Genomic DNA, 19,170 nt, shown 5'->3' on the forward strand with positions numbered 1-19,170 from the left:
CCCCTAGGCGCCCTGGGAGGTGTCCGCGAACAGCCGGTCCAGGAACGCGTTGCCGTAGACCCGGTGCGGATCGAGGCGGTCCAGGATCGCGGTCGCCTCGGCCCACTCGGCGGGCCCGACCGCCGCCGGCACCACCGAGCCCAGCACCTCCCCGTCGCTCCACACGCCGTCGTCCGTGTAGGCCCACCCCTTGGACCACTCGACCCGGGTCAGGGCGAAGCCGCCGTCGAAGGTGCGCAGCAGGAACCGCTCGATCTCGCGCAGGAACGCCGCCGCGTCCGGCGTGCCCGGCAGGGTCAGGACGTCCAGCCACACCGCGGTGTCCCACTCGGGGTGGTCCGCGCGCGGCCGGAGCGCGGACAGCAGCGGCGGGCGGGCCCCGGCCGCCTCGGCGTCGCCCGGGTCGTCCAGGCCGGTCACCCGGATCTCCACCGAGCCGTTGACCGGGAAGCTGCCCCGGGCGGCGTACGCCGTGAGCCGCTCCCGGTAGAACGCGGCGAACTCGGCGACGACCCGCTGCACCCTCTCCCGCGAGGTGAGGACCGTGTAACCGTCGGCATGGACCTTCAGAGTGGTCGGCTTCAGGTACAGCAGCGTGTTCTTGGACGGCCCCCAGAGGTCGCCCGACAGCGTCGCCACCAGCCCGAGCGCCGCCGCGTCGTACTGCGCGTTGCCCAGCACCGGAGCGAGGTACCAGGCCGCCTCCGACGTCATACGGCCCACCAGCTCGGCCACCGGGGCCGGGACGTTGTCGGAGAACGGGTAGTTGTACGGCCGCGTCACCGTCCGCGAGGTCAGCGGGCGGGTGGGGGAGACGCTCCACACCTTCAGCCAGGGGTGCTCGGTGAAGGCGAACCAGATCGCCTCGACCCGCCCGGCCTCGTCCAGGAAGCTCGCGAACGTCCGCCCGTCGGAGCCGGGCGCGGCGAACAGCTCCCCGGCCGGGATGTCCGTGCGGCTCACGCACCGCAGATGCGTGTCGGCCCCCACCCGCAGCACCACCTCCGTCACCAGCGACCGCCCCAGGTGGGTCAGCAGCGCGGCACCGTCCGCCTTGTCGCGGTGGAAGGTGCGCAGCACGTACGCGCCGGACCGCGCGTCCCACACGACCGCCGTCAGGGACAGGACCAGATTGCTGAGCGAGCCGTACGTGTGCCCGGGGAGCCGTCGCTCGCCCCGCGCGGGGACGCCGGTGCCGTGCCCGTCGACCGCCAGGACCCCGCCGAGGGTGAGGACACCGGGTGCCGGTGCGGCCGTGACGCCGAAGCCGTGCTCCTCCAGGAAGCCGAGCAGGGCCTCCATGGTCACGCCGGTCCCGGCGCGCACGGCCGTGGGGGAGTCCAGCGCGAGACCGGTGAGGTGCGGCGCGGTGTCGACGAGGAGGACGGGCGCACCGGACGCCGTCCCCTCCGTCACCGTCAGGGGCGACCAGCCGTGCGAGGCGCCCCGTGCCCGCACCCGCCACCCGTGCCGCCACGCCCAGTTCACGACGTCGACCACCTGGTCCGGGCCGTCCGGCGCGCACGCCCACAGGCCGTCGGCGGTGATCTCGCCGACCCAGTTCCGGTACGCCGAGCGGTACAGCGCGACGTCCGCCGGGAAGTCCGGCAGCTCCGCGGCGGCCACCGCCGGATCCGCCGGCAGACCCGGCACGGCGGCCAGCGCGGCCGCGGTGAGAAGGAAGCCCCGGCGCGTCCAACGCGGGTCGGCCGACGGGAAGTTGCTCTCTGCACCAGTTGTCACGTGCAGTCACGCTAGAGGCCGGTTGACACGTGCCATGTCCCTGCCCCCTCTATTCACTCGTGTGAGTGAATTCGGTGGGGTCGGCGGGCCGGAGCAGTACCCTCCGCGCGGGGCCGTGACGGATGACAGACTGACGCCCATGGACGAGCGCACATTCGACAGGTCGGGTCAGCACGCTTCCGTCGTCGGTCTCGGTACGTGGCAGCTGGGGGCCGACTGGGGAGACGTCGACGACAAGGAAGCCCTCGCGGTACTGGAGGCGGCGGCCGAGGCCGGGGTGACCTTCTTCGACACCGCCGACGTCTACGGCGACGGCCGCAGCGAGCAGACCATCGCCGCGTTCCTCGCCGGCCGGCCGGACCTGCACGTCCTGGTCGCCACCAAGATGGGCCGCCGGGTCGAGCAGATCCCCGAGAACTACGTGCTGGAGAACTTCCGCGCCTGGAACGACCGCTCCCGGCGCAACCTCGGCGTCGACCGCGTCGACCTGGTGCAGCTGCACTGCCCTCCGACGCCCGTCTACTCCACGGACGAGGTGTTCGACGCCCTCGACACCCTGGTCGAGGAGGAGCGGATCGCCGCGTACGGCGTCAGCGTCGAGACCTGCCAGGAGGCGCTGACCGCGATCGCCCGGCCGGGCGTGGCGAGCGTGCAGATCATCCTCAACCCGTTCCGCATGAAGCCCCTGCGCGAGGTGCTCCCGGCCGCCCGTGAGGCCGGCGTGGGCATCATCGCCCGCGTCCCGCTCGCCTCCGGCCTGCTGTCGGGCAAGTACACGCGGGACACGGTCTTCCCGGAGAACGACCACCGCACCTACAACCGGCACGGCGAGTCCTTCGACGTGGGCGAGACCTTCTCCGGCGTCGACTACGCCACCGGCGTCGAGGCGGCCGCCGAGTTCGCCGCGCTGGCTCCCGAGGGATACACCCCGGCCCAGCTGGCGCTGCGCTGGATCATCGAGCAGCCCGGCGTGACGACCGTGATCCCGGGGGCCCGCTCGCCCGAGCAGGCCCGCGCCAACGCGGCCGCCGCCCGGCTGCCGGAGCTGCCCGCCGAGACGCTCGCGGCGATCCGCGACCTGTACGAGCGGCGGATCCGTGAGCAGGTGGAGAACCGCTGGTAGGGCTCGCCCTCAGGGCACCAGGAGCAGCTGCCTCTCCTGCTCCTGGTCGCCGGAGGCGGCACCGTCGTCGCGTGCCGTGAACGCCCGGGTGAGCGTGTCACTCGCCCGCCGCACCGCCTCCGGAGCGCCCTGCACCGTGACGGTCACGGGCGCGGACAGCCGCCCGCCACCCTCCTCGGCGCTCCCGTCGGCACCGGCCTGCGCATCGCCGTCGAAGGTCGCCATGTGCACCGTCGCGTTCTCGTCGGAGGGAAGCTCGTCCGGCGCCCCGAACGTCCCTTCCAGGGCCCGGACGACCGCTCGCGCGTCGTCGGCGCCTCCGCCGCTGAGCGTCACGGTGAGCTGCGTACCGGACATGCGTCCACGACCTCCTCGGGCTCTGCGTCATTCGCGCCGTCCGTGTAACCGCCCCCTGATCGCTCAAACCGCGCGGGGGCCCGGGACGACGGTGCTTTCCGGGGAACCCGCGAAGAGTGAAGACGCGCGAGTTCTCACACCGGGAGGACCAGTGACCGACACGGCAGAGGGCGGGGCCAGGCGCCGGGGGCGCAACGAGACCGAGGAGGAGAGAGCGGACCGGATGTGGCAGGAGCTCATCCAGGAGGTCCGCGTGGCGCAGATGGGCGTGCAGATCCTGTTCGGCTTTCTGCTCACCGTGGTGTTCACCGAGAAGTACGACGACCTGACCGACACGGACCAGGCGATCTACCTGGTGACGGTCGTGCTCGGCGCGTGCGCGACCGGGGCGCTGATCGGGCCGGTGTCCCTGCACCGCATCGTCTCCGGGCGGCGCGTCAAGCCGCAGGCGGTGCAGCTGGCGTCCCGGCTGACGCTGCTCGGCCTCCTGCTGCTGCTGGCCACGATGACCGCCTCACTGCTGCTGATCCTGCGCGTGGCGACCCACGACGGCTTCGTGCCCTACCTGGTGGCCGGCGTCGTCGGCTGGTACCTGCTGTGCTGGTTCGCCCTGCCGCTGTGGACCCGGCACCGCCACACCTCCAGGTGACCGGCTGGTTTCGCCGGCGGCGTGGGCGGGCTGGTCACTAGGGGAGCCCGCCCTGACCGCCGCGGTTCAGCCTCCGGCGAGGACGCCCGCCAGGAAGTCGTCGACGTGGACCTCCTCGCGGCCCGGCGGGACCATCTCGTGGGTCTCCCGCAGGAACGCCGCGAACGCCGGGGCCCACGCGAACACCACCGCGTGGTGGCGGCCCCCGTCGGGGCGGGCGTCGCCGAGGAACTCCATGCGCAGCTCCTGCCACACGCCCCGCGACTCGGGACGCATCCGCACGTCCCCCACCCCGACCGGACGCCGCAGACCGTCCGCGAGCATCTCCCGGTCCAGCTGCCACCGGGCGAGGACGCGGCCGTCGTGGCTGAAGACGACGGTGACGGCGAACGGGTCGGCGGCGTCGTAGCTCAGGTGGGCGAGCACGGAGAAGCGGTCCGTGTCACCCGCCTGGAGCTGCACCACCAGGGTCTTGTGCACGAAGGAGTTCACGAGAGGGCCTCCGGGAAGAACCGACGTAGAGCCCTCTAGTACCCCCTGCACGCACAAGATGCTCAGCCCTCCGGGTGATTCCCGCGGGCTCCGCGCAGGGACTCGATGCACACGGCCACGGCCCGCTGGAGCTCCTCCAGCCGCGTGACCATGTCGTCCTCGTAAAACTCCGGGACATCGTCGAAGGTCAGTTCCTCGAACACCTTGGTCGCCTTCTGCAGGCTGCTGTAGAACTTCGTGCGCCGCTCCTGCACGCGCAGCCCAGGGTCGGCCTCCACGGTCTCCACCACGAGGGACTTCATGGTGTCGTACGCCTCGGCGGCCCACTCGCCGGCGTCCTCGCCCTCGTCCAGCTCGTCGATGAGGGACAGGTGCCGCTCGGCCTCCTGACGGAGGTCGGCGGGCGCCTCGACGGTCTGCCCGGCCGGCGTCCTGATCTGCCCCGACTCGGCGATCTGGCGCACGTAGCCGATGCGGTCCGCGGCCCTGCTCTCGCCGGCGACGGCCTTCTTCAGTTCGTCGGTGCGCACGACGTCGCGGGCCAGCTCCGACTGGAGACCGGGGTCCTCGCGGACGCGGTCGAGCAGGGCCTGGCGGGCCGCGCGGGCGGTGGAGGGGTCGGCGAGGATCGCGGCGCGCAGGGCGGTGGGGTTCTCCGCGACCTCCAGCGCCTTGGTGGGCCGGATGCCCTCCGCCTCGGCGGCCTCGGCGATGGCGGTGCCGCGTTCCGACGTGGCGCTGTTGCGGGAGACGTAGTAGCTCAGCCACACGTCGGCGTCCGGCAGTTCGACGTCCTGACCCGGGGTCAGGGCCTCGAAGTGCGGGACCATGCCGTCGTCGGCCGCCCGGTCCCACGCCTTGTAGTAGCGCATGACCCGCTCCGGGGAGCAGCCGGCGAGTTCCGCGAACTCCTTCGCGGACACCTTCGGCGTCTCGTCCGCGCCCTGCCCGCCGGGCCGCACGCTGCGCGCGACCTTCAGCCCGAAGGCCCATCCTCCGGTCCGGGCGTACGCCCCGAACTCCCGCGCGTCACGCGCGACGAGGTCGGAAAGGGGCTCCGGGGACGCGGGGGACGTCTCGGGCGGGGTGAGGGCTACGGTCACGGACGACTCTCCTGGGCGGGGCGGATCGGGACTGCACGAAGTGCGCACGGCAGCCTACCGGCAGCCGCTGACCTCGTCGTTCACCGTCGGTGAGGTCGGGGCCGGGGTCGTCTCGCGTGCACCGCCCGCGCGTTCCGCGGGTGCCGTCCCGCCTGGAATTCGTTTCGCCCGCCCGGCCCGCGTGGGCGAGGATGCCGGGCATGGTGCGACCCGAGATCGGCGCCGTCCCGCGCCGCTGCGCGGAGTGCGGTGGGTACGAGTACGGCGGTGCTCCCGGCTGCGACGCGTGTCGCGTCCTCGTCGACGGCATCGTGGAGGAGGCGTGGGCCGCCTTCCTGCGGCGGTGGGACGTCACCGGGGCTGAGGAGGAGAAGGCGCTGGCCGAGATGGTCGCGGCCGAACCCGACCGGCACGACTGGCGGGTGGTGGACGCCGCCCTCGACCGGCTGACGTGCCCCGACTGCGACGGCCGGCTCGCCCGGGGCCCGGTCGGCTGCCCGCCCTGCGACCAGGCGCACGGCTTCCGCTACGCCGCGATCGAGACGGACCGGCCGGGCGTCCCGCCGGGCAACGAGCACGCGGTCCGCGTGAACGTCTCGGTGGTGCGCCGACCGCAGGTCACCTCGGAGAGCGAGCTGCTCGTCCGACGCCTGCTGCTGCCCCTGCTCCTGGCCGGGGCGCTGCCCACCACCGAGGAGGCGCAGCGGGTCGGCGCGCTCGTGAAGAAGAGCCCTCCGGGCCGGAGGGCTCAGCTGGTCGGTCAGGTCGTCGAGGCACTGGCGGAGGACCTCAGCCGAACGCGTCGCGCAGGGCGGGCAGCAGGGTCTTCTCCGACCAGTCCAGATACGCCGGCTGGGACTCGCCGCCGATCTGCACCAGGGCGATCTCGGTGAACCCGGCCTCGGCGTAGGGGCGTACGGCCTCCACGAACGCGTCCGGGTCGTCGCCGCACGGGATGGAGTCGGCGACGTCGTCCCGCGTGACGAACTGGGTCGCCGCCTCGAAGGAGTCCGGGTGCGGCAGCTCCGAGTTGACCTTCCAGCCGCTGCCGAACCAGCGGAACTGGGCGTGCGCCCGCTTGATCGCCGTGTCCCGGTCGGGGTCGTAGCACACGGGCAACTGGCCCACGCGGGGCTTGCCCTCGCCGCCGTGCCGGTCGAACGCCTCCAGCAGGCCCGCCTTGGGCTCGGTCGCGATCACCAGATCGCCGAGCCGGCCCGCGAGTTCGCAGGACCGCTCGCCGGAGACGGCGACGCCGATGGGCGGGGCCTGTTCCGGCAGGTCCCACAGCCGGGCCGACTCAACGTCGAAGTGCGTGCCGCGGTGGTTGACGTGGCCGCCCTTGAAGAGGGCGCGGATGATCTCCACGGCCTCCTCGAACATCTCGTGCCGGACGTCGACGGACGGCCAGCCGCCGCCCACCACGTGCTCGTTGAGGTTCTCGCCCGAGCCCAGCCCCAGCCGGAACCGGCCCTCGGAGAGCAGCTGCACCGTCGCCGCCTTCTGCGCCACCACCGCCGGGTGGTAGCGGAACGTCGGACACGTCACGTACGTCATCAGCGGGATACGCGACGTGGCCTGGGCGGCCGCGCCGAGCACCGCCCAGGCGTACGGCGAATGGCCCTGCGACCGCAGCCACGGGAAGTAGTGGTCGGAGGTCACCGAGAAGTCGAAGCCCGCCTCCTCGGCCCGCACCACGTGGTCGACGAGGTCTCGGGGACCGGCCTGCTCGGTCATCATCGTGTATCCGATTTGCACCATAACCGCCGAGTCCCCTGACGTCCGACGGGAAAACGACTCGATCAAGGTCCGTCGGCGGGGAAGGATGCCGACATGAATGCCACGGTGCTCTCGCCCTCCGACCCCGCCGCCCAGGGCGTCGACGCGTCCGGCGTCCTCGCCTTCCTCGACGCCCTCGAAGCCGCCCCCGGCATCGAGCCGCACAGCCTGATGATCGTGCGGCACGGCCGGCTGGTCGCCTCCGGCTGGTGGGCGCCGTACACCCCCGACCGCCCCCAGCTGCTGTACTCGCTCAGCAAGAGCTTCACCGGCACCGCCGCCGCGCTGGCCGAGGCCGAGGGACTGCTCGACTTCGACGCGCCGGTGATCTCGTACTTCCCGGAGTTCGAGGCCGACATCACCGACCCGCGCAGCCGGGCCATGCTGGTGCGGCACGTGGCGTCCATGGCGAGCGGCCACGAGCGGGAGACCGTCGACGAGGTCTTCGCGCTGGACCGGGAGGAGCCCGTGCGCGGATTCCTGCTGCTGCCGCCGGATCGCGACCCCGGCACCGTCTTCGCCTACAACCAGCCCACCACCTACACCCTCGCCGCGATCGTCCAGCGGGTGACCGGGCAGTCGCTCACCGCGTACCTGCGCCCGCGGCTGCTGGATCCGCTGGGCATCGGCGAGGTGTTCTGGCAGCAGGGCAGCACCGGCCGTGAACTCGGCTTCAGCGGTCTGCACGCCACCACCGACGCCGTCGCCCGGCTCGGTGAGCTGTACCTGCGCGACGGTGTCTGGGAGGGCGAGCGGCTGCTGCCCGAGGGATGGGCGGCCCGCGCCTCGCACCCGCACATACCGACCGCCGGTGCCATGGGAGACGCGGACCGGCAGGACTGGGACCTGGGCTACGGCTACCAGTTCTGGAGGTCCCGGCACGGCTACCGGGGCGACGGGGCGTACGGGCAGTTCTGCCTGGTGCTGCCCGAGCAGGACGCGGTGATCGCGACGACCGCGGCGACCGAGGAGATGCAGACGTTGCTGAACCTCGTCTGGGAGCACCTGCTGCCCGCCTTCGGGCCCGAGCCGCTGTCCGGGCGGGAGGCCGTCGACGCCGAGCTGCGGGAACGCCTCGCCCGGCTCGCCCTGCCGACCGCCCCCGGCAAGCCCGCACCGCCGGAGCGGGCCGAGGAGTGGGCCGCCGCCGAGTTCACGCCCTCCGGCGGGGCGGGACCGGTGCGGACGGCCGGGCTCGCCCGGGACGCGGACGGCTGGACGCTGACGCTCACCGAGGAACGCGGCGGGGGCCGCCTGGACCTGCGGCTCGGCGGCGGGCCGGGCTGGACGGTGGCCGAGGAACCCTTCCCGACCGCGGTCGGCGGCGGCTGGACCGATCCCGGCACGCTCGCCGTGGACGTGGTGTTCCTGGAGACCCCGCACCGGCTGGAGCTGACCTGCTCCCTCGCGGACCGGACGCTCACGACGCGCTGGGCCACCGAGCCGCTCCAGAGCCGTCGGCTGACCGGCCAGCGAGCGCCGCGCGGCTCAGTCTGAGCCCGGCCGGAACGTCTTCAGGAACGTGCGCAGCGCCTCCTGGTTCACGTCGTCCTCCCAGTCGGCGTCCGAGGTGGTCCAGCGCAGCGAGAAGCTCCGGCCCTCGCCCAGCAGGAAGCCCCGGCCGAACGTGTGCACGCGGGTGCCGTCGGCCTGCGCCGTCCACTCCATGTCGGCGGCCTCGCGGCCCTGGTACGTCGTCGCGCGGATCTCGCCGATCCGCTCGTAGCCGCCCGACCGCTTCAGGTTCGGTTCGACGTCGTCCCGCCACACGGCGACGGGGTCCGGGCCCACGCGTGCGCTGTAGGTGACGGCCAGCGTGCGGTCGTCACCGTTGGCACCGAAGACGATCCGGTACGCCAGGTCGCCCTGGCGGTCGGTGTCCAGCCGCCCCCAGCCCTCGGGGAGCGCGACGGAGAAGCCCTCCGGCGCGTGGTAGCGGTGGAAGCCGGGCGGCAGGGCCGTGGCCGGGGTGGACGGAGTCGGTGTGGGGGACGGGGTGGTGGGCGTGGGGGAGGGGGACGCGGACTTCGTCGGACCGGGTGTCCCGGTCGGCTCGGGGCTGCCGCTGTCGCCACCGGTGTCGCCGCCGGTGCTCTCGCCCGGCGACGCGGCGGAGGCCGGTGGCCGGGCCGGGGACTCGGCCGCGTCGCTGCCCGAGTCGCCGCCCGGCAGCCCCTGGGTCGCGGCGAGCACGGCGACCGCGACGGTGACGACGGCCAGGGCGGTCCCCGCCACCATGGTCCGTCTGCTCCAGGCCGGGCTCCACGGGCGCACGGCGGCGTACGTGCCGCGCAGCCGCGGGGCGGGCACGGAGGCCAGGCCCGCTTCGGGGTCCTCGCTCAGCGCGCGGGTCAGCGCCTCCCGGACCACCGGGCGGGTGAGCCGTTCCCGCGAGTCCTTCCGGAGCAGCCCTTGCACGACCTGCGCCAGCGGCCCGGCGCGCATCGGCGTGCGCAGCGGCAGCCGGTCCACACCCTTCAGGGTGTTCTCCGGTCGGCCCCGGTCACGGAAGGGCGGGCGCCCCTCGACCGTCGTGTAGAGGATCGCGCCCAGCGCCCACAGGTCGGCCGCCGGGCCGATGCGCTGGTCGCGGGCCTGTTCCGGGGAGGCGTACGCGGGTGCCGTCAGGCGCGGTGCGAGGGTCGCGCCGGCCAGGCCGAAGCCGGTGACGACGATCGACTGGTCCTCGCGCACGAACACCTGGCCCGGGCTGAGTTCGCCGTGCGTGATGCCCTCGGCGTGCGCCGCGTCCAGCACGTCGAGCAGCTCCAGGCCGAGGCGCGCGGCCCGCACGTAGTTGAACGTGCCCTGCTCGGAGAGGAGTTCGCCGAGGGGGGTGCCGTCGATCCACTCGGTGACGGTCCACAGGGTGCCCGCCTCCTCGACGGCGTCCACGACCGTGGCGATGCGGCCCGGGCACAGCAACGCCATGCTCTCGGACGTGCGCAGCAGGCGGGCCGCGGTCCGGCGCTCGGTCGCGCGCGGGTCGTCCGGAAGCCCGATCTGGGTGACGAGACACGGGCGTGAGACGTCACCGGCGCCGATGTCCTCGGCGTACCAGCAGATGCGGTTGGTCTCGCGCTGGATGATCTCGAGCAGCCGGTACCGGCCGGCGACCAACTGGTGTGTGGAGACGTGCGCCCTGCCCATGGCCATCCCTCGCTGGAAACCTGGCTCTCACCTTTTCCAGAGGTACGGGGAGTGAGGCCGCCCGCGTTCAATCGGATCGCAACTCCGCGCGCAATCTTGTCTTTTATTCAAAAGATGGGAGCAAGTGTGCGAGAGGAAAACGGTCTTTCGCGGTTTCGGGGGCGGCTCACCTCGGCCACCCGGGCCCTCGCGGGCGCGGGGAATTCGGCCGCCGTGGCCCGTGGAATCGTTAATCCCCGCCCGGCCAGGTGGTAACCGGCGGTAAATGTGAAGGTGTCCGACCGCTGAACTCGACAGCCCTCCGAGTAATTACCGGCGACGGTTTCCGGAGGGCGGCCGGATCCTCAGCGCAGACCGAACCGCTGAGACCAGGCGATCATGTCGCCGGTGGTGGCGTTGCCCCCGCACACCACCAGGCCGAGCCGGGCCCCGTCACCGACCCGCTCCAGGACCCGCCGGGCGGCGGGCAGCAGGCACCCGGCGGCTGGTTCGGCCCACACCTTGGCGTGGTCGGCGAGGTCCAGCGACCCCTGCACGGCTTCCCGGTCCGGGACCACGAGCACCTCGGTGACCAGGGCGGAGGCATGGTCGTACGTCAGTTGCGACACGGCCGGGGCGCTGAGCGTGGAGACGATCGACGTCAGGGCGACCGGCCGCGGGCCGCCCGCCGCGAGCGCCTCGGACATGGCCTGCGCGCCCTCGGTCTCCACACCCCACACCCGCACACCGGGCCGGAGCGCCCGCAGCGCGGCGGCGACACCGGAGATCAGGGCGCCGCCCCCGATGCTGACGAGCACGTCGGTGAGGTCCCCGGCGTCCTCGGCGAACTCCAGTCCGACCGTGCCCTGCCCGGCGACCACCACCGGATCGTCGAAGGGATGGACCAGCGTCAGCCCTTCCTCCTGCAGCCGCGTCATCAGCGCGAAGGCCCCGGCCATGTCGTCGGTCAGCCGCACCGAGGCGCCGGACGACTCCGCGATCTCCACGGCCCGGGCGGGCGCCGACCGGGGCATCACCACCGTCGCCCGCACGCCCAGGGCGGCGGCCATGACCGCGAGGGCGATCCCGTGGTTGCCGCCGCTGACCGCCACGACTCCGGCCGCCCGCTCGGCCCGGCCCAGCGACAGCAGCTTCGCCGCCGCCCCGCGCGCCTTGAACGAGCCGGTGCGCTGCAGCACTTCCAGTTTCGCGGTGACCGGGACACCGAGCAGCGCCGACAGCCCCGGGCTTTCCACGGTCGGGGTGCGTACGACGTGCCCGGCGATCTGCTCGGCCGTGGCTTCGATCTCCGAGATGCCGATCACGGCAGCAGTCCTTCCGGCGCGGGTTGCGGAACGCGCCGGACGCACCCTGACCCGTGGAGGGGGTCCGGGTCAACGCGCCCCCCGGCCCGCGCGGCGGGCCGGGCGCCGCGGCCTCAGGCGTCGCGCCGCACCAGGTGGGCCAGCAGTGACCGCAGGTCGCGGGCTGCCCCCGCCGCCAACGGCACGCCGCCGAGCGCCGTCTCGACGGCGGCGAGGTGCCGCCGGGCCTCCGCCAGGGCCGCCGCACGGCCGCCCGACTCCTCGATCAACGCGGCCGCCCCGCCCGGATCGTCCCCGGCCTCCAGGAGTGCGGCGATCCGGTCGCCCTGCGGGGAACCGAGCGCCACCAGCACCGGGAACGTCTTCTTCCGTTCCCGCAGATCGCCGTGGACGGGCTTGCCGGTGACCTGCGGGTCGCCCCAGATGCCCAGCACGTCGTCGACGATCTGGAAGGCGACGCCGAGGTGCCGGCCCGCCCGGTCGAGTGCGGTGGCCGTCCCGGGCGCGGCACCGCCGATCACGGCACCGAGCGCGGCCGCGCAGCCCAACAGCGCGCCCGTCTTGTGCTCGGCCATCGCCCGGTACTCGTCCGGCCGTACGCGGCGCGGACCGGTCCAGGGGCGGTCGGCGAACAGCAGGTCGTCCGCCTGGCCGCGCACCAGGTCGCCCAGCGCCACGGACAGCGTCCGCACGGCGGCGGCGCCGCCCGGCCCCGCGGCGAGCGTCCCGACGGCCAGGGCGAACAGGGCGTCGCCGGCCAGGACGGCGGGGCCGGTGCCGTAGGCCTTCCACACGGTGGGACGACGGCGCCGGGCCGCGTCGCCGTCCATGATGTCGTCGTGCAGCAGGGAGAAGGTGTGCACCAGCTCCACCGCGACGGCCGCGGCCACTCCGTCCCGCCCGGGTGCCCCGGCCGCCTCGGCCCCCAGCACCGCGAGCGCCTGCCGCACACCCTTGCCGCCCGGGGCGACGGCCGGGGCACCACCGACCTCGCACCAGCCGAAGGAGTAGGCGGCCATCTCGGCCACCCAGGGGTGCAGCTGCCCGACGGCTTCGACGAGCGCGGGCCGCACCAGCGCGCGGCAGCGCTCGAGGACCTGAAGGGCATCGGTCGCGGGTCCACTGGTGGTGCCCGGGCGGGGCGGCTCGGCGGCGTTGGGGTGGTCGGTGGTGTCGGGGCGTGGGCGCTCGCCGGTGGTCGGTCCTGCGGTGGTCGGTCCGGCGGTGGTGCCGGGGCGCTGGTGCCCGGCTGCGGTGGTGGGTCCGCCCGTGGTGCCGGGTCGGGCCGACCGGTCGGCCGTGGGGGCCGTGAGGGCCGGCGGCGCCGTGACCTGTCCGGTCGCCCGTACTCCCGTACCGGCCGCCGTACCCCGCCGCACCGGCCCCGCCGCCTTCGGCAGCGTCGTCATCGTGCCGTCTCCGTCGCCCGCGCGGCGGCCGGTATGCCGAGTTCCTCGTGGGCGCGGGCCACCATCTCGCGGGCGTGCTGGAGGCCGATCCGCTCCAGCACGCCCGCGAGGTCGGCCAGTTCGGCCGCCGTCTCGCCCGGGTCGTGGCCCAGCCGGGCCAGGGCCTTGGCCAGCCCCAGCCGTGACAGCGCCTCCCCGCGCGGCTCGCTCATCTCGCGGAACTCCGCGAGCGCCTGCTCGTACCACGCCCGGGCCTCGGCGTAACGCCCCGCCCGGTACAGCACGTTGCCGCGCATCTTGTGGTTGTAGGCCAGCGCGCTGGACAGCCGCATCGCGCGGCACGTCGTCTCCGCCTCGGTCAGCAGTTCCAACGCCCGCTCGGTGTCCCCGTCCCGCACCGAGACGACATCGGCCAGGCCGCGCAACGCCCAGGCGTGGCCCCGCCGGTCGTCGGCGCGCGCGGCGATCTCGGCGGCCTCCTCGAACAGGGCGTGGGCGGTGTCGTACTTGCCGGTGTTGCGGTGCATCTGCGCGATGCCCTCCAGCGCCCACACCGTGTGCCGCGCCTCCCCGCGCCGCCGGGCCTCGGCGAGCAACTGCTCGTGCAACCGGCCGACGGCCTCGTAGTCGCCCTGGATGCGTCCGGTCTCGGCCAGACCCGCCAGCGAGTAGCCGCGTACGACGATGTCCCCGCCGCGCTCGCCCAGGTCGGCCGCGAGCCCGAGCAGCCGGCGGGCCAGCCGGAACGCGCCGCGCTGCCGGGCCAGCGTGCCGCCGCTCCACAGCGCCCAGGCCATCGCCGCGACGTCCCCGGCCCGGCGGGCGGCACGGTAACTCGCCTTCCAGGCCCGGTCCGCCTCCTCGACCCGGCCCAGTCGGCGCTGCGCCTCGGCCACCGCGAGCCCGGAACGCGCCGCCTCCCCGGGCCGCCCGGCACGCTCGGCAGCCTCCAACTGCTCGGTGCCGGCGGCCAGGACGTCGGTCAGGGAGGAGTTGACGGACAGGGTGGTCAGCGCGCCCTGGTACTCCGGGGCGAATGCCTTGCCGTACATCGATGCCTTTCGGTCCGTATACACATCATCTCTACACAGCGCGTATACATGGTGTGTATAGAAGGGTGGAAACCGGCCCTGGCCACGAGGGCCAGGGCCTCACCTGTTGCCGATCAAGACGTCGGCGGCACGGACCGGGTTGCCTGTGAGGCGCAGATCACCTGACGGGGGCTCAGTGGAGGCCCGGGGGCGTGTCAGTGCTGGCCGGGTTTCTGCGGGGTCGCCTCGCTCGGCCGTACGACGACGTATCCCTCGCCCTGGAGCATCAGCTGCACGGCCTCGCCGGAGCCGCCGCGCAGCATGGAGCCGAGGGACTGGGAGCGGTGGAGGGAGGTCTGCAGGCCCGCGGTCCAGCCGACGATGGCGTCGGTGTCGACGTACACCGGGTACTGCGGGGAGACCGGGATGACCAGCGGATTGCCCTCGCACACCAGGCCCAGCCTGCCGTGCCCGGTGAAGACGCTGTTGAACAGGCCGCCGCCGGTGATGCCGGCGCCCTTCACGGTCGCGATGCGGTACGCCAACGTGGCGTCGAAGCACAGGACGTTGCGGCCGTTGACGGTGAACTCGTCACCCGGTTCGACATCGACGATGAAGCAGTTGTGCGCCTCGTGGGCGAACCAGGCCTCGCCCTGCCCGCGCACCGCCATCAGGGGAAGCCCCTCCCCGGTGACCGCGCGCTTGAGCATGCCGCCCACGCCCTGGCCCTTGCGTTCGAACTGGAGGCTGCCGCGGTAGGCGATCATCGCGCCCTGGCGCGCGAGCATCTCGCCGTTCACCGTGTACCGGATGCACTTGGCGTTCTCGACCGCCATGCCCGGCGCGACGGCGGGCTGCACCATGTGCTCGCTGGAAAAGAGGTCACCCTTCATACCGGCATCCTCGCCCGGAGCCTCTCCTTCCGCCAAGATCGCGGTGATCGTCGGGGGGGCGGACGGACCACACGGCCGGGTGAGGCGGTCTCAACCGCCGAAGACCTGTGTCCAGTGCGGCTGCCGTGTCGGCCAGCCCACGGGGCGTGAAGGGCCGGGCCCACAGGGCAGTCCAGTAGGTGTCGCCGGACGGGCCGTCCTGGACCCGGGCCAGGGCTCCGTGGGTGAACGCCGGGTCGACCAGGGTGCGGCGGGGCGAATCCGCGCGCAGGCAGTACGCGACGAACTCGGCGGTCGTGCGCGGGCCGGACACCAGATGCTCGCCGACGGTGAGATACGCGTACCCGGCGCCGGTGACACGCTGGTAGACGGAGACGCCGTCGCGGCTCTCGACGCCGAGCCGCCCGGCGGCGGCCATGGCGGCGGCGTGTTCACGGGCCGCGGACACCAGACGGGCGTCGAGGGAGACCGGCGGTGAACCGGCGGCGGACCGCGCGGAGTTGACCAGGTCAAGGAAGGGGTCGTCCGGGGGTGCGTGACCGGGTGCCCCCGGAGAGGGGACGACGGCGGTCGGCGGCCCGGTCCGGTGGGAGCCCGCCGGGACGGCGGCCGGTCCGGCGAGGGGACCCACCCGCCGCGCCTCGCCGCCGAGCGGAGCGGGCCGGGTGCCCGGCCCGCCGGCCGCTGCCGGGCCCGGCCCGGACACCGGCGGGTCGTCCACGACGTCGACGCCGAAATCCCGCGCGAGCCCCGCCAGTCCGTCGGCGTACCCCTGGCCCAGGGCCCGCAGCTTCCAGCGGTCGCCACGCCGGTAGAACTCGGCGAGCAGCAGCACCGTCTCCCGCTGGGACCGCGGCGGTGTGAACCGGGCGAGCGGGCGGTCGGCCGCGTCGGTGACGTGGAGCGTCGGGGAGGGCAGGCGGTTGAGGGGAGTCCCGGGGTCGGCGGGGCTGACGGCGACGGTGACCCGGGTGGCGCCCGGACGCAGCCTCGGCGGGTCCACGGTGAGCGTGTCGCCCCGCAGTCGGGCGCCGGGCGCGGCCGGCTGGTTGTAAAAGACGAAGTCCTCGTCGCCCCGGACCTTTCCGCCGTCGTCCGTGACGAGCGCCGACACGTCGAACGGCCCGGGCACCCGGACGCTCACCGCACCGCCCGGCAACGGCACATTGCCCCCGGGGACCAACTCGCTCATCGCGCCGCCCTGTCGTTCCGCCCTGTCCGCGCCGTATGGCGGCGGATGCCCGGACAACGGCCGGGAAGTGTGCGGGAGTTCCCGTACGAACCAGGGCAATGCGACTGCCGCCGGGAGCGATCCCCGCTTCTTTTGTCGACAGCGGAAAATAACCCTCCTACGTTCCGGTCATGCACCCGACACGTCGCGGGGAGACGTTCGAGACGTTCCCGGCGAACACCCCGGCCGCTTCCCAGGTCTTCACCACCGTCCTCTCCCACGGCCCGCTCACCCGGCTGGCGGCCGCCCGGCTGGCCGGGCTCTCCCCGACCGCCGTCACCGAGGCGGTCCGGCCCCTGATCGAGGCTGGCTACCTGGTGGAGGACGTCGACGGGGAGGCGCGGCCGACGCTGGGGCGGCCCGCCAACCCGCTGCGGGTGAACGGCGATCGGGCGCTGTTCATCGGGGCCAAGGCGACCGGAGACGGCGATGCCCAGGCCCAGCACGCCCGCGCCGAGGCCGTCCGCCTCGGTCAGCAGGTCCTGCACCAGCGCCGTGATCCCGGCCAGCGGCGGCGGCGCCACCTCCCACACGTTCGCCTCCACGGGCGACTGGGGGACCGCCGAGACCGTCAGCGTCCCCGTGACGCTCGAGGCCGGCGCCAACACGATCACCTTCGACAGCGGCTCCGGCTACGCACCGGACATCGACCGATTCGACGTACCGACCTCGTCCTGACCCGGCAACCGGAGGCCCTCGCGTGGACACCCACCCGCCCAGACGCAGCCTGCTCGCCCTGGCCGCGGCGACCGGCTCCCTCGCCGCCCTGCCCGCCTTCACCGCCACGGCCGCACCGCGGCGCCCCGCCGGCGCGTCCGTCCCCGCCGGCGACCCACGCCACGCACCGTGGTGACGCGCACCCGCCGACGAGAAGTCGATGATCGAGCAGGGCCTGCCCGTCGGCAACGGCCGCCTCGGCGCCCTCACGGGCAACGACCCCGGCCGTGAACTCCTGCTGATCACCGACGCCACGATGTGGACCGGCGGCCTCAACGACACCCTCGACGCCGACGGCCAGTTCCCCTACGGCCGCGACGACTTCGGGTCCTTCACACTCCTCGCCCGCCTCACCGTCGACCTGCCGGACCACGACCTGTCGGCCGTCTCACCCCTCCACCGGCGGCGCCAACGGCACCGCCTTCAACCTGTTCGACATCTACGAAGTGGAGCGCGGCCGGGGCACGTGGAACTGCTGCCCGCCCTCCCCGCGGGCTGGGCGGACCACGGCAGCATCCGGGGAGCCGGTGTGCGGGGCGGGTTCGTCCTCGACCTGCGCCGGCGCCACGGCAGGCCCACCGAGGCCACCCTGCACAGCGTCGGAGGCCGCACCACTACCGTGTCGTACGCCGGGGCGACCCGCAGGATCCACCTCGCGCCCGGCGGCTCCGTGACCCTGCGGAACCTCGCACCGTGACACCGCCCGCACGCGACCGACCGGCCGAAGGAGCGCCGACGATGCCCCGCACCGCACGCCCTCGCTGTCGCGCCGCCCTGGCCGCCCTCTCCTCCTGCGTCGTGCTGGGCTGCGGGACCGGCGCGACACCCCAGGGGGACCAGCCGGCCCCGCCGTCCAGTGCCCCCACGGGAGCGGAGTACGGCGTGGTCACCTGGGCCTCGTCCGCCGACCGCATCGGCGAGGCCGTCGACGGCCGCGGCTACCGGCTGCTGGTGCACACCAGCGTCGGCGGCAGCGGCCTCAGGGTGCGGCTGTCCAACGCCTTCGGCGACCAGCCCGTGACGTTCGGCAACGTCCACGTCGGCCTGCGACGGGACGGGGCCGCGCTCGTCCCCGGCAGCAACCGGCGCCTGACCTTCGGCGGCGCGCGCACCGTCACCGTCCCCGCCGGCGGCATCGTCTACAGCGACCCGCTGCCCGGCCACGTCCCCGCCGCGAGCACCCTCGCCGTCAGCCTCTACGTCGCCCGGGCGGGCGGTTCGCTCACCGGGCACTGGATGGCGATGCAGACGTCGTACACCACCGAGGGTGACCACACCGCGGAGGAGAGCGCGGCCAACTGGAAGCAGCGGACCGGATCCTGGTTCTACCTCGACGCCGTCACCGTACGGCCCCGCGAGGGGACGGGCGCGGTCGCCGCGCTCGGCGACTCCATCACCGACGGCTGGCAGTCCACGACCGACCGCAACCGCCGCTGGCCCGACTACCTCGCCCGCCGACTGGCCAGGTCCGCCACCGGCACGGTCGAAGGCGTGGCCAACGAAGGCATCGCCGGCAACAGGGTCCTCACCGACGTCCCGGGGCAGAGCGCCCTGAACCGCCTGAGCCGGGACGTGCTCTCGCTGCCCGGAGTGCGGACGGTGTTCCTCTTCCAGGGCGTCAACGACATCAAGGCCGAACCGGGCGCCACGGCCGACGAGCTGATCGCCGGGTACCGCACGCTGATCGACCGGGCCCACGCGGCCGGGAAGTGCGTCATCGGCGCCACGATCGCCCCCTACAAGGGCTGGCAGGAATGGGACCCGGCCGGGGAAGCGGTACGGCGGAAGGTCAACGCCTTCGTCCGGCACAGCGGCGCGTTCGACGCCGTCACCGACTTCGACCGCGTCCTGCGCAGCCCCTACGACCCCGAGCGGATCCTGCCCGCCTTCGACGGCGGCGACCATCTGCACCCCAACGACAAGGGAATGCAGGCGATGGCCGACGCCGTCGATCTGCGGAGCCTGGACTGCCGGACCCGTTAGCCCGGGTCAGGGATACGCGACCAGGTTCGCCACGTTCGTCGCCGAGTTGTGCTGCCCGTCCACGGGGCTGACGTGGAACGACTGGGCGGCAAATCCGTTTGCAGGTTGGGCGGCTGCCGCCGTCGCCGTAGAGGTCGGCGGCGTCGAAGAAGGTCACCCCGGCTTTGAAGCAAGGCAGGCGCCTCGGCCCCCGGGCAGGTCAGGCG

The 19,170-nt window shown here is 73.8% G+C and carries 17 protein-coding genes and 2 pseudogenes; 8 read left to right on the forward strand and 11 right to left on the reverse strand.

All coding sequences use genetic code 11. The features are described from left to right. Positions 1–3: 3 nt before the first annotated feature. Entirely contained in the window at positions 4–1,743 is a 1,740-nt protein-coding gene (locus ACSUPV_RS39560) for a cholesterol oxidase substrate-binding domain-containing protein (protein WP_436949694.1), read from the reverse strand. A gap of 139 nt (positions 1,744–1,882) precedes the next feature. Here ACSUPV_RS39560 and ACSUPV_RS39565 point away from each other — a divergent pair, with 139 nt between their 5' ends. Then, positions 1,883–2,866, forward strand: coding sequence for an aldo/keto reductase (locus tag ACSUPV_RS39565; RefSeq protein ID WP_037758258.1), 984 nt, complete (start codon positions 1,883–1,885; stop codon positions 2,864–2,866). Positions 2,867–2,875: 9 nt separating this feature from the next. Here the strand turns inward: ACSUPV_RS39565 and ACSUPV_RS39570 are convergent, their stop codons facing one another. Next, complete coding sequence (locus tag ACSUPV_RS39570) at positions 2,876–3,223, reverse strand: hypothetical protein (protein ID WP_031118682.1); 348 nt, start codon at positions 3,221–3,223, stop codon at positions 2,876–2,878. A gap of 151 nt (positions 3,224–3,374) precedes the next feature. On the opposite strand from ACSUPV_RS39570, the gene ACSUPV_RS39575 reads away from it, so the two are divergent. Next, positions 3,375–3,872, forward strand: a complete 498-nt coding sequence (locus ACSUPV_RS39575) for a DUF6328 family protein (RefSeq protein WP_436949695.1) — start codon at positions 3,375–3,377, stop codon at positions 3,870–3,872. Positions 3,873–3,938: 66 nt separating this feature from the next. Here ACSUPV_RS39575 and ACSUPV_RS39580 read toward each other — a convergent pair whose 3' ends face one another. Both ACSUPV_RS39580 and ACSUPV_RS39585 read right to left on the reverse strand, forming a co-directional pair. Next, positions 3,939–4,364 (reverse strand): SsgA family sporulation/cell division regulator, encoded by a 426-nt coding sequence (locus ACSUPV_RS39580; RefSeq protein ID WP_031118684.1) that lies wholly within the window; start codon positions 4,362–4,364, stop codon positions 3,939–3,941. Between the two features lie 62 nt (positions 4,365–4,426). Beyond that, positions 4,427–5,467, reverse strand: a complete 1,041-nt coding sequence (locus ACSUPV_RS39585; RefSeq protein WP_436949696.1) for a hypothetical protein — start codon at positions 5,465–5,467, stop codon at positions 4,427–4,429. Positions 5,468–5,667: 200 nt separating this feature from the next. Between ACSUPV_RS39585 and ACSUPV_RS39590 the strand changes: the two genes are divergently transcribed. Next, positions 5,668–6,360, forward strand: a complete 693-nt coding sequence (locus tag ACSUPV_RS39590; RefSeq protein ID WP_037758265.1) for a hypothetical protein — start codon at positions 5,668–5,670, stop codon at positions 6,358–6,360. On the opposite strand, the gene ACSUPV_RS39595 is transcribed toward ACSUPV_RS39590, so the two are convergent. Continuing rightward, positions 6,257–7,228 (reverse strand): LLM class F420-dependent oxidoreductase, encoded by a 972-nt coding sequence (locus ACSUPV_RS39595; RefSeq protein WP_031118687.1) that lies wholly within the window; start codon positions 7,226–7,228, stop codon positions 6,257–6,259. The genes ACSUPV_RS39590 and ACSUPV_RS39595 overlap by 104 nt on opposite strands. Before the next feature lie 72 nt (positions 7,229–7,300). Here ACSUPV_RS39595 and ACSUPV_RS39600 point away from each other — a divergent pair, with 72 nt between their 5' ends. Beyond that, complete coding sequence (locus ACSUPV_RS39600; protein ID WP_436949697.1) at positions 7,301–8,743, forward strand: serine hydrolase domain-containing protein; 1,443 nt, start codon at positions 7,301–7,303, stop codon at positions 8,741–8,743. Here the strand turns inward: ACSUPV_RS39600 and ACSUPV_RS39605 are convergent. The 6 genes from ACSUPV_RS39605 to ACSUPV_RS39630 form a co-directional block, all read right to left on the reverse strand. Continuing rightward, positions 8,735–10,396, reverse strand: a complete 1,662-nt coding sequence (locus tag ACSUPV_RS39605) for a protein kinase domain-containing protein (RefSeq protein ID WP_436949698.1) — start codon at positions 10,394–10,396, stop codon at positions 8,735–8,737. The genes ACSUPV_RS39600 and ACSUPV_RS39605 overlap by 9 nt on opposite strands. 344 nt (positions 10,397–10,740) lie before the next feature. Continuing rightward, entirely contained in the window at positions 10,741–11,700 is a 960-nt protein-coding gene (locus ACSUPV_RS39610) for a threonine/serine dehydratase (RefSeq protein WP_031118693.1), read from the reverse strand. 113 nt (positions 11,701–11,813) lie between these two features. Continuing rightward, positions 11,814–12,719: a polyprenyl synthetase family protein gene (locus ACSUPV_RS39615; RefSeq protein WP_436949989.1), complete on the reverse strand. Its 906-nt coding sequence runs from the start codon at positions 12,717–12,719 to the stop codon at positions 11,814–11,816. Between the two features lie 386 nt (positions 12,720–13,105). Further along, positions 13,106–14,161, reverse strand: coding sequence for a tetratricopeptide repeat protein (locus ACSUPV_RS39620; protein ID WP_436949699.1), 1,056 nt, complete (start codon positions 14,159–14,161; stop codon positions 13,106–13,108). Between the two features lie 194 nt (positions 14,162–14,355). Next, positions 14,356–15,033, reverse strand: coding sequence for an AIM24 family protein (locus ACSUPV_RS39625; protein WP_436949700.1), 678 nt, complete (start codon positions 15,031–15,033; stop codon positions 14,356–14,358). Beyond that, positions 15,023–16,225, reverse strand: coding sequence for a TerD family protein (locus ACSUPV_RS39630; RefSeq protein ID WP_436949701.1), 1,203 nt, complete (start codon positions 16,223–16,225; stop codon positions 15,023–15,025). Before ACSUPV_RS39630 ends, ACSUPV_RS39625 begins: the two co-directional genes overlap by 11 nt. 170 nt (positions 16,226–16,395) lie before the next feature. Between ACSUPV_RS39630 and ACSUPV_RS39635 the strand changes: the two are divergent. The 4 genes and pseudogenes from ACSUPV_RS39635 to ACSUPV_RS39650 form a co-directional block, all read left to right on the forward strand. Further along, positions 16,396–16,689: pseudogene (locus tag ACSUPV_RS39635) on the forward strand (sugar kinase); the annotation flags it as partial. Positions 16,690–16,693: 4 nt separating this feature from the next. Continuing rightward, entirely contained in the window at positions 16,694–16,942 is a 249-nt protein-coding gene (locus ACSUPV_RS39640) for a hypothetical protein (protein ID WP_436950006.1), read from the forward strand. 22 nt (positions 16,943–16,964) lie between these two features. After that, positions 16,965–17,621, forward strand: a pseudogene (locus ACSUPV_RS39645) (glycoside hydrolase family 95-like protein); the annotation flags it as partial. Positions 17,622–17,719: 98 nt separating this feature from the next. Continuing rightward, on the forward strand, positions 17,720–18,964 hold the full coding sequence (locus ACSUPV_RS39650) for an SGNH/GDSL hydrolase family protein (protein WP_436949702.1): 1,245 nt from the start codon (positions 17,720–17,722) through the stop codon (positions 18,962–18,964). Positions 18,965–19,170 lie beyond the last annotated feature (206 nt).

Source organism: Streptomyces sp. SudanB52_2052 (genome assembly GCF_964272415.1).
GTDB classification, from domain to species: domain Bacteria; phylum Actinomycetota; class Actinomycetes; order Streptomycetales; family Streptomycetaceae; genus Streptomyces; species Streptomyces olindensis.